This window comes from Olivibacter ginsenosidimutans (genome assembly GCF_039542865.1).
Lineage (GTDB): Bacteria > Bacteroidota > Bacteroidia > Sphingobacteriales > Sphingobacteriaceae > Olivibacter > Olivibacter ginsenosidimutans.
In genome coordinates this window covers 79,395-94,401 of record NZ_BAABIQ010000033.1, presented here as the reverse complement: position 1 = coordinate 94,401, position 15,007 = coordinate 79,395, and the positions used below count along the sequence as shown (strand labels likewise).

General features: G+C 40.2%; 11 protein-coding genes. 7 read left to right on the top strand and 4 right to left on the bottom strand.

Translation table 11 applies throughout. The annotated features are described in order from the left end of the window. Positions 1–156: 156 nt before the first annotated feature. Genes pfkA through gap form a run of 3 tightly spaced genes read left to right on the top strand, consistent with a single transcriptional unit; the run spans position 157 to position 3,001 of the window. Positions 157–1,143 carry a 6-phosphofructokinase gene (pfkA, locus tag ABD930_RS11240; protein WP_345231815.1) on the top strand — a complete coding sequence of 329 codons (987 nt, stop codon included), beginning with the start codon at positions 157–159 and terminating at the stop codon, positions 1,141–1,143. Positions 1,144–1,151: 8 nt separating this feature from the next. Further along, positions 1,152–2,000, top strand: coding sequence for a hypothetical protein (locus ABD930_RS11235; protein ID WP_345231814.1), 849 nt, complete (start codon positions 1,152–1,154; stop codon positions 1,998–2,000). A gap of 5 nt (positions 2,001–2,005) precedes the next feature. Further along, positions 2,006–3,001 carry a type I glyceraldehyde-3-phosphate dehydrogenase gene (gene gap, locus ABD930_RS11230; RefSeq protein ID WP_345231813.1) on the top strand — a complete coding sequence of 332 codons (996 nt, stop codon included), beginning with the start codon at positions 2,006–2,008 and terminating at the stop codon, positions 2,999–3,001. Between the two features lie 34 nt (positions 3,002–3,035). Here gap and ABD930_RS11225 read toward each other — a convergent pair whose 3' ends face one another. Both ABD930_RS11225 and ABD930_RS11220 read right to left on the bottom strand, forming a co-directional pair. Continuing rightward, positions 3,036–3,752, bottom strand: coding sequence for a copper homeostasis protein CutC (locus tag ABD930_RS11225; protein WP_345231812.1), 717 nt, complete (start codon positions 3,750–3,752; stop codon positions 3,036–3,038). A 72-nt stretch (positions 3,753–3,824) separates the two neighbouring features. Then, the gene (locus ABD930_RS11220; protein WP_345231811.1) at positions 3,825–4,850 is read right to left on the bottom strand and encodes a glycosylasparaginase; all 1,026 of its coding nucleotides are present in this window, start codon (positions 4,848–4,850) and stop codon (positions 3,825–3,827) included. Positions 4,851–5,082: 232 nt separating this feature from the next. On the opposite strand from ABD930_RS11220, the gene ABD930_RS11215 reads away from it, so the two are divergent. From ABD930_RS11215 to ABD930_RS11200, 4 genes are read left to right on the top strand one after another with little or no spacing between them, the layout of a single operon-like run. Beyond that, complete coding sequence (locus ABD930_RS11215; RefSeq protein ID WP_345231810.1) at positions 5,083–6,273, top strand: C40 family peptidase; 1,191 nt, start codon at positions 5,083–5,085, stop codon at positions 6,271–6,273. Between the two features lie 22 nt (positions 6,274–6,295). Beyond that, entirely contained in the window at positions 6,296–7,426 is a 1,131-nt protein-coding gene (locus ABD930_RS11210) for an enolase C-terminal domain-like protein (protein WP_345231809.1), read from the top strand. A 48-nt stretch (positions 7,427–7,474) separates the two neighbouring features. Continuing rightward, positions 7,475–10,675 (top strand): SusC/RagA family TonB-linked outer membrane protein, encoded by a 3,201-nt coding sequence (locus tag ABD930_RS11205; RefSeq protein ID WP_345231808.1) that lies wholly within the window; start codon positions 7,475–7,477, stop codon positions 10,673–10,675. Between the two features lie 22 nt (positions 10,676–10,697). Further along, positions 10,698–12,152 (top strand): RagB/SusD family nutrient uptake outer membrane protein, encoded by a 1,455-nt coding sequence (locus ABD930_RS11200; RefSeq protein WP_345231807.1) that lies wholly within the window; start codon positions 10,698–10,700, stop codon positions 12,150–12,152. A 180-nt stretch (positions 12,153–12,332) separates the two neighbouring features. On the opposite strand, the gene ABD930_RS11195 is transcribed toward ABD930_RS11200, so the two are convergent. Both ABD930_RS11195 and ABD930_RS11190 read right to left on the bottom strand, forming a co-directional pair. Beyond that, positions 12,333–13,820: a M14 family zinc carboxypeptidase gene (locus ABD930_RS11195; RefSeq protein ID WP_345231806.1), complete on the bottom strand. Its 1,488-nt coding sequence runs from the start codon at positions 13,818–13,820 to the stop codon at positions 12,333–12,335. Positions 13,821–13,866: 46 nt separating this feature from the next. After that, the gene (locus ABD930_RS11190) at positions 13,867–14,916 is read right to left on the bottom strand and encodes a S66 peptidase family protein (protein ID WP_345231805.1); all 1,050 of its coding nucleotides are present in this window, start codon (positions 14,914–14,916) and stop codon (positions 13,867–13,869) included. Positions 14,917–15,007: the final 91 nt, after the last annotated feature.

Sequence of the window (15,007 nt, the reverse complement as noted above, 5' to 3'; positions counted from 1 at the left end):
TTTACGCCTAAATAGCATTTAATAAAATAAAAAAATACAATTAAATAGCAATAGTGTAAGAAATACACCCTATATTCGTAGTGAATAAATGCTAAAATGTATTACCTTTGAGGTAACGAGAGATAATTCAAGTGAAACCTATATAGATATTTTACAGTGAACAATTCAATCAAACGTATAGGCGTATTTACTTCGGGCGGAGATGCTCCAGGGATGAACGCATGTATTCGTGCTGTGGTTAGAACAGCCATTTACGAAGGGAAAAAAGTCAGTGGTATTTTGCATGGCTATCAAGGCATGATCGATAAAAACATTATTGATATGAATAGTCGGTCAGTAAGCAATATCCTTCAATTAGGTGGTACAATTTTGAAAACAGCACGTTGTTTAGACTTCAGAAGCCCAGAAGGACGTCAAAAGGCGTATCATAATATAAAAGCAGAGGGGATCGATGCATTGGTAGCCATTGGAGGAGATGGTACGTTTACTGGTGCTGAAGTCTTTTCCAGAGAATTTGACATTCCGGTAGTCGGTATACCAGGAACCATCGATAATGATTTATATGGTTCGGATTTTACATTGGGCTACGATACCGCTAACAATACTGTAATCGACGCAATAGATAAAATCAGAGATACTGCTGCCTCCCATGATCGTTTGTTCTTTATTGAGGTAATGGGAAGGGATTCTGGTTGTATTGCTTTAAATTGTGGCATAGCTGGAGGGGCTGAGGCGATCTTATTACCAGAGAAGGAAACAGGAATAGACGAATTAATTGCAAAATTAGAAAATGCAGCCAAAGATAAGAAGACATCGACCATCGTTATTGTTGCAGAAGGTGACAAAAATGGAGGAGCGTATAACGTAGCTAAAAGGGTACAAGAAAAATTTGATTTTTACGATGCAAAAGTGACGATTCTTGGTCATTTGCAACGGGGCGGTTCGCCAAGTAGTTTTGACCGAGTTCTTGCCAGCCGTTTAGGCTTTGCCGCTGTTAAAAACTTATTAAGAGGAGAAACACGGATTATGGTCGGATTAAGAGGAAACGAAATTGTTACAACACCACTGGAAGAAGCTTTGCGTAGCAAAGAATTCAAATTAGCTGAAGATATGATCGAAATGACTAACGTATTGGCTATTTAATTGAAACGATGATTGCTGTAGTATATAGTGGATCAAGATTTGCGGATTGGAGGCTTGCAGAAAAGAATAAAATTGTTGCTGGCTTTAAAACTATGGGGATAAATCCATACCATAATGACGAACGGTATATTACGCAGGTTTTTAATAAGAATAATAGCTTGATCAATTATGCAGAAAAGCTAAAGAAAATATATTTTTTCGGTGCTGGTGCTTCGTCCGAAGAGCGTAAACAAACGGTATACCACGCGTTTAAAAGCTTTTTTAAATATAGTAGGATTTTTATCGAGCACGATATGCTGGCTGCTGCACTTGCTACAGGAGGGAATGAACCGTCACTGGTTGGTATTTTGGGTAGCGGATCCAATGCGGCATTTTATGATGGAAAGAAAATTGAAGAAACAAATTATGGACTGGGCTACATTTTAGCCGATGAAGGTTCTGCAAACTGGATGGGTAGATATTTATTAAGGAATTATCTGTCAGAAACATTACCCGCTGATTTGGAGAATAAATTTGTTGGATATTACCCATTAGACCGTAAGCAGATCATGGATAAGGTGTACCGAAATCCTAATGCGGCGTTGTTTTTGAGTTCTTTTGCCGATTTTGTTGCAGAACAAAAAGATCATGAATTCGTTCATAATATGGTACAGGAAGGTTTTAATAGTTTATTTGAAACCTATTTTGTACCCTTAAGAAATAAACATAATTTTAACAGCATAAATTTTACCGGAAGTGTGGCCGCCGGTTATGAAACATGGTTGCGACAAACTGCGAAACATTATGGAATGGAAGTAGGCGTTGTGATTAAAGAGCCTATTCATAATCTTTTAAATTATTATTTAAATAAAAATTAGTTAAAATGAAAATTGGAATCAATGGATTTGGACGTATCGGACGTCTTGCATTTAGGGCAGCGATAAACCGTGAAGGTATAGAAGTTGTTGGTATTAACGATTTAGTTGACCCTGAATACATGGCTTATATGCTGAAGTACGATTCGACTCATGGTAAGTTTGACGGTACAGTAGAGGCCAAGGACGGCAATTTAGTGGTAAACGGAAAAACAATCCGTGTAACTGCAGAAAAAGATCCAGCTAACTTAAAGTGGAATGAAGTGGGAGCGGAAGTAGTAGTTGAATCTACAGGCCTATTCCTTACACAAGAAACGGCACAAAAACATATTGATGCTGGTGCTAAAAAAGTAGTGATGTCTGCACCTGCGAAAGATGATACACCTACTTTTGTTATGGGGGTTAATCATAAAGAATTAAAAGCGGATCAGCATATCGTTTCAAACGCATCTTGTACAACCAATTGTTTGGCACCTATTGTCAAGGTTTTAAATGATAAATATGGTATTATAGAAGGTTTAATGAGTACTGTACATGCGGTAACCGCTACACAGAAAACAGTAGATGGTCCTTCTGTAAAAGACTGGAGAGGTGGTCGTGGTGCTTATCAAAACATCATCCCATCATCAACTGGTGCTGCTAAGGCTGTTGGTTTGGTTATTCCTGCTATTAAAGGCAAGCTTACCGGAATGTCTTTCCGCGTACCTGTACCGGATGTTTCCGTAGTTGACTTAACGGTTCGTTTGGAAAAACCAGCTACTTATGAGGAAATTAAACAAGCGTTCAAAGATGCTGCTGAAGGTGAGTTGAAAGGTATCCTTGGTTATACAGAAGATGATGTAGTTTCCGAAGATTTCAAAGGTGATGCCAGAACATCTATTTTTGATGCTAAAGCAGGTATTGCGTTGAATGATAACTTCGTAAAAGTAGTATCTTGGTATGACAATGAATGGGGATACTCCAATAAATTGATCGATTTAGTACAAGAAATCGGTAAACTGTAATGAGAATTAGCCAATTAGCTAATTGGCTAATTGGCTAATTTTTCAATACCTCAACGATTCTCCGGATTTTTTCTTCATCACTTACTTCTACCAAATCCCCCATGTTGGAGATTGCTGGATTATGATAATTCATGTTACTTTTTAGAAGTACCTTTGCTGACGTATGGAATTCTGTTGCCCCCGTTTTTAGCAATTCACGTATATTATATTCGTTTATGCCAGATCCCGGCATAATCGATAAACGTTTCCCAGCAGTTTGTACCAGTTTTTTTAGAAAATCAGCTCCTTCAGGAGCGGTATTCTTCATGCCCGACGTGAGAATGCGTTCGCATCCGCAATCGATAATGACTTCTAAAGCTTGCAAGCCATCGGTAGAGCAATCAAACGCCCGATGAAAGGTTACACCCATTGGAGCGGCTAAGGCTACCAATTGCTTTGTTCGCTTACGGTCTACATGCCCATTGTTGTCTAATAAACCAATCACTACACCATCACATCCTATTTGTTTACATAACAGGATATCTTCCTTTATGATTTCAAACTCGTCATCCGTGTAATAGAAATCTCCTGCTCTCGGCCTAATTAGTACATATACCTCTATTTTTAATCGTTCCCTCACTTTCTTAATAGTGCCATAAGAAGGGGTAGTTCCACCTTCATTTAAGTTTTCGCAAAGTTCTATCCGATTAGCACCTCCCGCTTCTGCGGCTAACGCTGACGCTAAAGAATTGGCACATATTTCAAGTATCATTTTAGTTGTTTGTTAACAGTTGTTCGTTACTAATTGTTAATTGCCGCATAGCGAGCAACCAATAACGAATAGCTAGTAAATACTTTTCCCTTTAATTAATAAATCTTGTTTTTCAGCATTGCATACCGCAAAAGAAAAACCTTTCTGTAAGGCATAAGCACCATATTCGCCCTTTTTATTGACGGCTAAAAAGCCAACTTGTATCTCCTTAGCTGTCTCGGGTTTCTTTTTAATAATTCGTTGTACAGCCTCTTTACAAGCTGCCTCCGGCGAATAACCTTGACGCATGAGTTCGACAACTAAAAAACTCCCAACGGTTCGGATTACTTCTTCCCCAACTCCAGTAGAGGTAGCACCACCTACCTCATTATCCACGTATAAACCAGCGCCAATAATCGGACTGTCTCCTACGCGTCCATGCATCTTAAAGGCCATTCCACTCGTTGTACAGGCGCCGCTCAGATTACCCTGGCTATCGATGGCTAGCATACCAATAGTATCATGATTATATTGATTACCCGGCAGTTTGTTTGGAGAAAAATGTTGATTTTCAATGTTCATAATAGGACTATACTCCGCTTTTTTTAACCATTCCTTCCAAGCCCTCTCGGATTCTTCCGTGAGCAAGTTTTCTTTTTGAAATCCATTTTCTAACGCAAATTGCAATGCTCCTTCACCGGCAAGCATAACGTGCGGTGTTTTTTCCATAACCAATCGTGCTACAGAAACGGCGTGGGTAATATGTTCTAAGGCTAAAACAGAACCACAATTTCCGTTTTCGTCCATAATACAGGCATCTAAGGTGACATGGCCATCTCGGTCTGGGTAACCACCTTTACCCACTGTCGTGTTTTTCAAATCTGCTTCAGGTACTTTTACACCTGCTTCCACCGCATCTAAAGCCCGGCCGTTTCGCTTTAATATGTCCCAAGCCGCTAAATTTGCTGCTATGCCAAAATCCCAGGTAGATATAACTAAGGCTTTACTCGTTGATTGGTTTTCGTTTTTGGTTTCCGCATCAAGATAGTGTTTTGGCAAAAGGGCTAAAGAAGCTGTTCCAATTACTCCTTTTTGAATAAATGTTCGTCGATTGATCATTTTATTTTCTGCTAATAGGTACAAACATAAAAAACTCTTCTCACTAAAGGTGGATAAAACAAGGTAAAAATGAAGCCAGTTCGTTAATCACCCCATTAGCTTAACTAAGATTTCTACTAAAAATAAATAGTTTGCATTATTTTGCAGTTTCATTGTCTGAAAATGCAAAAATATTTTGCTTTTACCCTTTATAAAAGATACTTTAGATTAAAATTAGCGCTTCTCCTTCATTATGAAAAAAATACTCGTGCATTTTTTGTCTGTTTTTGCCTTCCATTCATTTGCTTTTTCGCAGATTGATTCTTCATCTTACAAAAAAGTAATGCTTTTAGCCGAAAGCATTAAAGACAGTTACCATATGGACAAAAGAACGTCTGTATTTGACCTTTCGATGGATTCTTTGGGGAGCTATATTTTGGAATATACCAATAAAGAGGCAGCTCATGATTTCGTTATCCAATATAAAAAAGAAGGAATATCAGCTCCATTGCAGATATGTGGTTTACCTGATGAGAGTTTGGGGGATAAGGTTTATGGTTTAGTCACGGTTTCGGTGGGAAATATCCGCTCACAACCCAGAAATAGTGCAGAAATGGTAACGCAAGCTCTCTTGGGCTGGCCAGTAGATTTGCTGAAACAACAGAAGGGGTATTATTTGGTCCGTACGCCCGATGGTTACATCAGCTGGTTGGATGCCGCGGCTGTCAGTTTGAAAAGCCGAGCCGAAATACGAGAATGGGGGCAAGGAAAGCGAATCATCTTTACCGACGATTACGGACATGCCTACGAAGCTCCGGATAGAAGCGCTATGCGGGTTTCTGATTTGGTTATGGGAAATATATTGAATGTGTTGGAAAAAGGCCAATTATTTTCAAAAGTAGTTTTCCCGGATGGGAGGGTGGCTTACGTTTCTAACGAACAGACTGAAGATTATGATCAATGGAAGAGCAACACACATCTTACTGCAGAAAACTTGTTCGTCATCGCAAAGCGGATGATTGGTGTTCCCTATTTATGGGGCGGCACCTCCATTAAGGGAGTGGATTGTAGCGGATTCACTAAAACGGCTTATCTAATGAATGGTGTTGTTATTCCACGGGACGCCTCTCAGCAGGTATTGGTTGGTGAACCCATCGAAATTCTTACCAACAATAAACTAGACACGGCCAAGGCGCTTAAGAACTTACAAGCGGGTGACCTGCTTTTCTTCGCTGCAGGTAAACACAAAAGTCCGCAAGCACGCGTTACGCACGTGGCGCTTTATATGGGTAATGGCCAATTTATTCAATCTGCAGGAAAAGTTCGTATTAATAGCATGCTACCTAGTGCACCTAATTATGATGACTTTCAAACCCGAACGGTAGTTGCTGCGCGTAGATATCTTGGGCATATTGGTGAAATTGGTTTGAAAAAAGTGGAATGACATAATCCAACACAAATAACGGATGATCAATCGTAGAGATTTTTTAAAAACGGGAACATTAGCGGCCGTATTGACATTAACTCCAGGCGTAAAGCTTTTGGCTAGCGGACCGTCGTATGTGCGCAAACTTGGACCATTTACATTAAGGTTTAGGCCTTATACGCTAGAATTAAAACACGTTTTTACCTTGGCCGCCGGTTCAAGAAGTACTACTCCGGTGGTGCTGACCGAATTGGAATTTAATGGTATGGTAGGTTATGGAGAAGCGTCAATGCCACCTTATCTCGGTGAATCGCATCAATCTGTCCTCTCTTTTTTACAGCGAATAGACTTATCGGATTTTACTGATCCTTTTCAAGTAGACGATATATTACAGTATATTGATGGACTTGCATCGAAGAACACGGCAGCGAAAGCCGCTGTCGATATCGCCTTGCATGACCTTTTGGGAAAGATTATGCAGCAACCCTGGTATAAAATATGGGGTTTTAATGCTACCCACACACCCAATACTTCTTATACCATTGGCATTGATAAAGCTGACGTAGTGAGGCAAAAAGTACAGGAAGCAGAACCGTATAAAATACTGAAGGTAAAATTAGGACTGGATAGCGATAAAATGATGATTGAGACCATTCGTGAAGTTACTGACAAACCGCTTTGCGTAGATATCAATCAAGGGTGGAAAAAGAAAGAATTTGCCTTGGAAATGGCACACTGGTTAGCAGAACGAGGGGTTGTATTTTTAGAACAAGCGATGCCTAAAGAGCAGGTAGATGATAACGCTTGGCTTACGGAACGGAGTCCGATTCCAACAATAGGAGATGAAGCGGTCCAGCGATTGACCGATATTCCAAATGCACACGGCGTTTATAGTGGTATCAATATTAAATTAATGAAATGCACAGGAATGCGCGAAGCACATAAAATGGCAGAATTAGCTCGAGCGCTGAACATGAAAGTGATGTTGGGCTGTATGACGGAAACCTCCTGTGCCATTTCGGCCGCTTCACAATTGGCACCGATAGTTGATTGGGCAGATTTGGATGGTGCCTTATTGATTGGTAACGATGTATATAAGGGGATGCAGGTAATCGATGGAAAAGTAAGTTTACCTCAAGAACCAGGAATAGGCGTCATTAAATTGGCATGACCAAAACAAAAACAATCCATCATAATCAAAATCAAACAATCAATTACCATGAAGAAATCGCTACTCATCTTGTGCGGTATGCTACTCAGTGTAGTGGCTTATGCACAGTCACAGCGGAGGGTGACGGGTACTGTTAAAACAAAAGATGGTACTGCTGTTATAGCTAGTATCAAAGTGAAAGGTACTAGCCAGGGAACAGCCTCTCGAAATGACGGAACGTATGTATTAGAACAAGTACCCGCGAATGCAGTGCTTATCTGCTCATCAGTAGGCTATAAGTCCGTCGAAATCCCTATTTCCGGAAAAACAACGGTTGATGTTGTACTCGAACCAGATAATCAGTCTTTAGATGAAGTCATGGTGGTCGCTTATGGCACTGCTAAAAAAGGCACCTATACGGGTTCAGCTGCAGTAATCAGAAACGATGAAATTAAAGATCCTCCTGTTACCAGTTTTCAAAATGCATTAAATGGTAAAGCTCCAGGTATACAGGTAACCAATTCATCCGGACAAGCAGGATCGGCTCCTAGTGTACGTATCCGTGGGGTTGGATCGATGAATGCATCTAACGAACCATTATATGTCATTGATGGAGTACCTATGGTGTCAGGCGATCTCGGACAAATGGGCGGTTACCTATATAATTCCAATAACGTGATGAATTCCATTAATCCAGCTGATATTGAATCGATTACCATTTTGAAAGATGCGGCGGCTTCTGCTTTATACGGCTCTCGAGCAGCAAATGGTGTGATTGTCATCAATACCAAGCGAGGACAGGAAGGAAAACCACTCATCAACCTAAAATCATCGGTAGCAATAACACCTAGTTTTGCCACGGATAATTACGAGGTAGCGAGCCTTCAAGATCAAGTGAATATGCTGTATCAAGTATTCTATGATTATCGCACGGCGAATGGCGATAGCGAAGCTGAGGCAAATGGCGTAGCATTGGGTATGTTAGACGACCGTTTTAATCAACATGGTTATTATTTTGAAACGAATGGTACCGGTCTTTATGAAAACGTTCAAATCAAGGGTATGACGGACGGATTGGTGAATAGGGAAGGCAATTATTTTGATTGGGATAAAGTTTTATTTCGGACAGCGGTGTACCAAACAAATGATTTGTCAGTAAGTGGTGGAAATAGCGCCACCAAATATTACTCGTCCCTCTCGTATACTAAAGATCAGAGCAGGATAGCGATAAATAATCTGGATCGAATCACAGGTCGGGTTAATTTATCCCAAAAGGTCGGTAAATATGTCGATTTTTTGTCCAATGTGGGCATATCTCACGATAAAACAACCGGTTTTAATGATACACGGAATACGTCCAGTAATTATTTCTTTGAAGCTCGGAACTTGTTGTGGCCATTATACTGGCCTACCGATTATAAGACAGGGGAACCTTGGACTGATCGTTACGGAAGTTACGCGTATAACGCAGAATATTACAATAAGGAATGGGAGAACGGAGCCAATACCACCCGTATTTCTGCCAATGAAACGGTGACGATACATATTCTTCCAGAATTGAATGTGAAATCAGTTTTTTCATATGATAATACGGATATTAAAGAGCATCTCTATTACAGTGCCAACCATTTTGAAGGCTCCACTTCTAACGGATCAGTTGATGAAATGAATACCAATGTCAAAAAATTAGTCTCTTCCACAACAATCAATTATGATAAAACTTTCGGTTTGCATTCACTGGGTTTACTAGTTGGTTTTGAAGCAGAAAAAAACCAAACGGATTTTATGCGGGCATCGGGTATTGACCTTCCTGCTAGCTCTTTGCACACGGTGGCTACTGCCGGTGAAACAAACGCTAGCGCCTATAGATGGGGAAATAACATGCAATCTATTCTGTCACGGGTTGAATATAATTATAATCAACGTTATTACCTGTCGGCTTCTTTTCGTAGAGATGGTTCTTCTAAATTAGCCCCTAACAACCGTTGGGGTAATTTTTGGTCCGTAGCGGGCTCTTGGCGCATTAGCGAAGAGGCATTTATGAAAGACATGACCGCCCTAAGTAATCTGCGGGTAAGGGCTTCTTACGGCGTCAATGGAACATTTCCCATTGATAATTATGGTTGGCGTACGTTGACCGGTTATGCAGCTAACTTCGACGAACAGACCGGTGGTAAATATATGGAACAATCTGGTGGTGCAATTATACAGGCAGGCAATCCAGACCTGACTTGGGAGAGTAATTACACAACTAACTTAGCTGTTGAATTTGGCTTATTCGACCAACGGCTATACGGTACAGTCGAATATTTTAATCGTAATTCAAAAGATCTCCTACAAGACGTCCGTACTTCTATGGTCACCGGCTTTGGGTCAATATTAAAGAATGTTGGAGAGATAAATAACCGTGGTTTTGAAATAGACCTAGGTTATGATATTATTCGGTCGGGCGACTGGCGTTGGAATGCTGGTGTTAATGCTTCCTTTATTCAGTCAAAGGTAACAAAACTGTATAAAAACCCAGGGGAAGAAAAAGTACAAGATATCATCTGGAAAGATCCCACTGGAGGTGATGATCGGGCTCAATATATTTACCGGGAAGGAGAATCAACATATAGTTTTTATGGTTATGAATCGGCTGGCGTAAATCCGGAAAATGGCCGACAAGTTTGGTATGTAAATGATCCAGACGATCCGACGGTTGGTGATTTTATCTATAATGGCCGTCCCGCTACTTACGACTATTCTAATGCGTATTATACCATACTGGGTTCGGCATTACCAAAGGTGTACGGTGGATTAAATACCAATGTGGAATATAAAGGTATATCCCTTGGTCTCGGTTTTATTTATAAACTGGGTGGTTATTTGTATGACGGTGCCTTTAAAGATGTGGCCGACGACGGCTATTATTGGGAACGTATTCGTGCCGAATATTACCAGGAAAATCGTTGGACACCGAGCCATACCAATGGTACGCTGCCCAAAATTGAAGGGGTAGATTTGACCGATGCGATTCAATATAGCAGTAGGCAAATGCACAGTGCAAGTTTTTTAAGACTCAAAAATATTAATTTGGCTTATCGTATCCCTACACAACTAACTAACAAAATAGGTATAGCTAATGCCCGGATTTATGTGAACGGAACAAATCTGTTGACTTTCTCGAAGTATAAAATTGCCGATCCTGAAGTTAATAATTATGGAACAAGAGGCTGGGAATTACCTATCGGGAAAACATACACTTTTGGAGTAGAACTAACTTTCTAATGATTTAAAGCGATTTAATGCCATGAATACAATAAAAAATATAGGAATGCTGCTATTGTTATTTGGATGTTATTCCTGCAAAGATTTCCTAGAGGTAGAACCTACGAATTCGGGAGACTCCGAAACAGCTATCCAAACGGCAGCTGATGCCGAAGTGATGATCAACGGACTGATGCGTCAAATGACTAGTGTTGAATATTACGGAAGGAATTTTATAATGTATGGAGACGTAAAAGGAGGAGATCTTACGATTTATATGCAGGGAAGAGGATTGGACGCCTTGTATACTTTTAACCATACCGTGACGACTAATAGTTATTCAGGCTTTTGGTCGTCTATTTATAACGGTATTCTACAAGCCAATAATTTATTAGAAGGGATAGATAAATTGGAAGCGAATGGTACCACGGAAGACTTCGATACGTATAAAGGACAGGCCCTAACGGCACGGGCGATGATGTATTTCGACTTGGTACGTTTATATGGAAAAGCCTACACCGATGATAAAACTGCTTACGGTGTGCCGAATATTACGTCTACATTGGAGCCTTATGCGCAACCTTTAAGAGCCACTGTTGAGGAGAACTATCAACAGATAGTTAATGATCTGACAGCCGCTTCACCACTGTTATCTAAATCTAAAACAGATGGCTATTTGAATTATTATGCTAATAAGGCTTTGCAGGCTAGGGTATATCTCTATATGGAAAACTATCCAGCAGCTTTAGCTGCCGCTGAAGAGATCATTAACAGTGATGTGTATACCTTGTACAGTAATGCCCAATGGGTAGATTCCTGGAAGCAACAGTTTGGTTCAGAATCCATTTTCGAATTAGGTATATTCCCCAATGAATCTGATCTGGGAACAAGTTCATTGGGATTTTACCTTAGACGTAAAAGTGATGGTTCTTCGAGTGCAGCAGGGTGGTTTATGGCGAGTGATTATTACTTGACTCGTTTAGGTCAAGATGATCAGGATGTGCGATGGGGCATCATGAGCTATGATGAAACGTCCAAAACAAGATTGGGCGCTTGTTATAAATACTCCGGTAGTATTGATAAGGTAGGTGATGGGAAATCTACCCCTACTGCCGTTAATATCAAAGTGATTCGTTTATCGGAAGTATACTTGATTGCAGCCGAAGCGGCTTTGCAAAGCGATAAAGCCTTAGCAGCGACTTACCTAAATGCTATTCGGAAACGATCACCCAATTTACCGGAGACTACCGCGGCTAACATTACCTTGGATATGGTGCTAGATGAACGGAGTAAGGAACTCTTTGGAGAAGGGCAGCGTTTCTTTGATATGATACGATTGAATAAATCCATCACATTTAATGACGAATTTGGGAATATACCTGTCGCTCAAAGAGAAAAAACGATCGACAGAACTTTTTATAAAACGATTTTGCCTATTTCACAGGATGAAATCAATGCTAATCCGGGTATCGGAGAGCAGCAAAACCCAAAATACTAAAAATGACTATTGGATAAATAAAACAGAAGGCATAAATACGCCATCCCGATTACATTGCAGCTGTTATCTAAGAACCAGAATACAAATAAGTTAACAAGTAAACTATTTCAACCCAAGAGGTAGTTTACTTGTTTAACCGTTTTATTTTTGCGTGCATACACTTATCCATTGTTGGAATGCTTATGGATGAATATAATTCCTAAATTCCTCGTCGGGACTTTTGGCTAAATCAATCAAATAACCATTCACGATTGCGTAGACAGGTTGACCATCTTTGGCTAAGAAGAAATTGGCTTGACTGCCTAATGTCGGACTGTTTCCATAAATCAGTCCGTTACCACTAAGTAAAACAGGTAAACTATAATGTCTATTAGCAGCGATATTTCTTAACTGAATGGCAAAATATCCTTGCCTTAGAAGATCCATTACCTTGCTCGAATTGAGCTCGTCTACCGTATTATAAGGTGTTGGATAAAGCTTTCCCTTCATGAATGTTAAACCCTTTGCATCTAATTCCTGATAGCCAAATGATTCTTTCAAATCACCCACATCGTCGATTCGGCCACGAACGTAGAAGACACTATCCGGCGCCGTGATTTCATCCCTTTTTATAGCCAAATCTACAGGATAGGTAACCGAATCTCTTTCTGCCGTAATGTTTTTAATCAATAGATCGCATAATTTCGAAGCATTTTCAGGAATAGCTTGATAATCGTCTCGATGGTATTGTTCATAACTTCCTTTCGCTATTTCGATTAACGCATTTAATAGGATCATAAAGTTCAACTTGCGGATATATTGTTTTTCCGGATCACCTTTATATCCGCCAGACTCAATGAGTACCGTACTGGCACCCCACTTTTGAAAATTATCTCCAAAACCCCTCGGTTCATGCGTATCATCATATTTGGCTACGCCGTTGGGAATATAGTGCTGTAAGAGCTGGTTCATACCTACAATTAACTGCATGGCCCTTCCCCGAACATCGTTGATATCTTTCTCGTAATTATAGGCCGGAGCCAGAAAAGAAATGGTAGCAGGATTACCCGTGCCCGGTACATTATAATAAATGTGCTGATCATGCAGATTAAAACCAAAATCAGGTTTGTTAGCTTCTGCGGCTGCTTTAAGAATCTTTGACTCTGGGCTGGCCGTTGCCCGTGCATCTCGATTTAAATCAATATCCAAAGCATTTCTGCGATTAAAAATTTCTGCACCATCGGGATTAATCATAGGCAAAAAAAACAAACTGGTCTTTTCGTTCAATAAGTTTCTAATCGAATCATAGCTATCGTTTTCGCCCTCCAGGAAATTCAAAAGATCAAATAAGGCCATGGTCGCTGTGCTTTCATTTCCATGCATTTGAGACCATAGCATGACTTTTTTGCTTCCTTTTCCATAGTGTAGCTGATAAAGCGTGCGTTTCTGTACCGAATGCCCTAATGTACTAACTTGAAATAAAGGACTATCTTTTCTTTTTAAAATCAGCGGTTCAATAACCTGGTGATTAAAACGTCGTTGAGAAAGACGGGGTTCTTTAAATGTCTCAAAAGCTTTTGAGAGCATGAGTGTATCTGGGCTATACATAACCTTGTCTTCTCCTTTTTTTTGTTGACAGGAAATCATCGTTGTTAGCAATAATAATAAACTGATGGTTAATCCTTTCATAACGGCTGTGTTTAAGAGCCGAACTTTTTCCGGCTTAATTCATGTGTTAACGAAACACTTTTTCTGCCACAACAAATGTGCCTGTATTGGCATTCATTGCAATTGTTGCCCCTACGGGTAATATAAATTGATTACTTATATGGCCAATCATAGCTCCTTGATAAGCAGGTATTTGTAGGGGTTTGATGTATTCTTCTAAGATTTGATCCAGGTTTTGTGATCCATATCCGCCTGCCGGATTACAATCGGTACATTGCCCAAAGATAAAGCCCTTAATCTTTGTTAACGCACCCGTTAGCCTTAATTGGCAGAACATACGTTCTATCCGATACAACTCTTCCGATACCTCTTCTAAGAATAAAATACTATCTGTAAAATCTGGAAAATAAGCTGAACCAGCGATACTAGTCAATACCGATAAGTTTCCACCTAATAATTTACCACTTGCAGTACCTGATGTGATCGTCTGTATCCTATTTTGTGTAGGAATAAGGTTATTTCCTTTGTCTAAAGGATTTTCATACCGTGTAGGTTTTCCAACAATAAACAGCTGCTCAAATTGCTTGGCCAAGCTAACTGTCCAAGAACTAATGCCCACAGCCCCATGGAAGGTAATCAGGCCGGTCTGACTATGGATAGCAGCATGCAGGGAAGTGATGTCACTATACCCCAGGAAAATTTTTGGATGTCGCCGGATTAGCTGGTAATCAATTTTATCCAACAATCGAGCAGCACCGGAACCACCCCTCATGCATATAATAGCTTTTATTTCATCGTCTTCAAACATCTGATGTAAATCAGCCAATCTAGCTTGATCCGTTCCTGCCAAATGCCCAAGACGTTCATGTACGTGATCTCCCCACTTTACGTTAAAACCAAGGGCTTCAAACGTTTCCTGAGCTAACATAAAGGATAACTGATCATCAATGGCGCCGGAAGGGCAGATGATACCTACCGTATCTCCCTTCTTTAATAACTTAGGATAAATAGGGGCCATATGGTAATTACCTTCAGCACCCCAAATTAATTGCGGGGATAAGGTGGCCGTGCAGGCTAATCCGGTTCCGAGCGTCCGAAGAAAATTTCTTTTATCCATTTTTAGCTTCTAAAAATTTGCTACTATCATATCAGGCGTAGCATCTTATTCGTCATCCCGAGCATGGTCGAAGGATTTGTTTGTTGGATAG

Bases quoted from the DNA above. Each gene is read 5' to 3' on its own strand.
- ABD930_RS11235 (WP_345231814.1), top strand. From the start codon at position 1,152: ATGATTGCTGTAGTATATAGTGGATCAAGATTTGCGGATTGGAGGCTT.
- ABD930_RS11190 (WP_345231805.1), bottom strand. From the start codon at position 14,916: ATGGATAAAAGAAATTTTCTTCGGACGCTCGGAACCGGATTAGCCTGC.
- gap (WP_345231813.1), top strand. From the start codon at position 2,006: ATGAAAATTGGAATCAATGGATTTGGACGTATCGGACGTCTTGCATTT.
- ABD930_RS11220 (WP_345231811.1), bottom strand. From the start codon at position 4,850: ATGATCAATCGACGAACATTTATTCAAAAAGGAGTAATTGGAACAGCT.
- ABD930_RS11215 (WP_345231810.1), top strand. From the start codon at position 5,083: ATGAAAAAAATACTCGTGCATTTTTTGTCTGTTTTTGCCTTCCATTCA.
- ABD930_RS11225 (WP_345231812.1), bottom strand. From the start codon at position 3,752: ATGATACTTGAAATATGTGCCAATTCTTTAGCGTCAGCGTTAGCCGCA.
- ABD930_RS11195 (WP_345231806.1), bottom strand. From the start codon at position 13,820: ATGAAAGGATTAACCATCAGTTTATTATTATTGCTAACAACGATGATT.
- ABD930_RS11205 (WP_345231808.1), top strand. From the start codon at position 7,475: ATGAAGAAATCGCTACTCATCTTGTGCGGTATGCTACTCAGTGTAGTG.
- ABD930_RS11210 (WP_345231809.1), top strand. From the start codon at position 6,296: ATGATCAATCGTAGAGATTTTTTAAAAACGGGAACATTAGCGGCCGTA.
- ABD930_RS11200 (WP_345231807.1), top strand. From the start codon at position 10,698: ATGAATACAATAAAAAATATAGGAATGCTGCTATTGTTATTTGGATGT.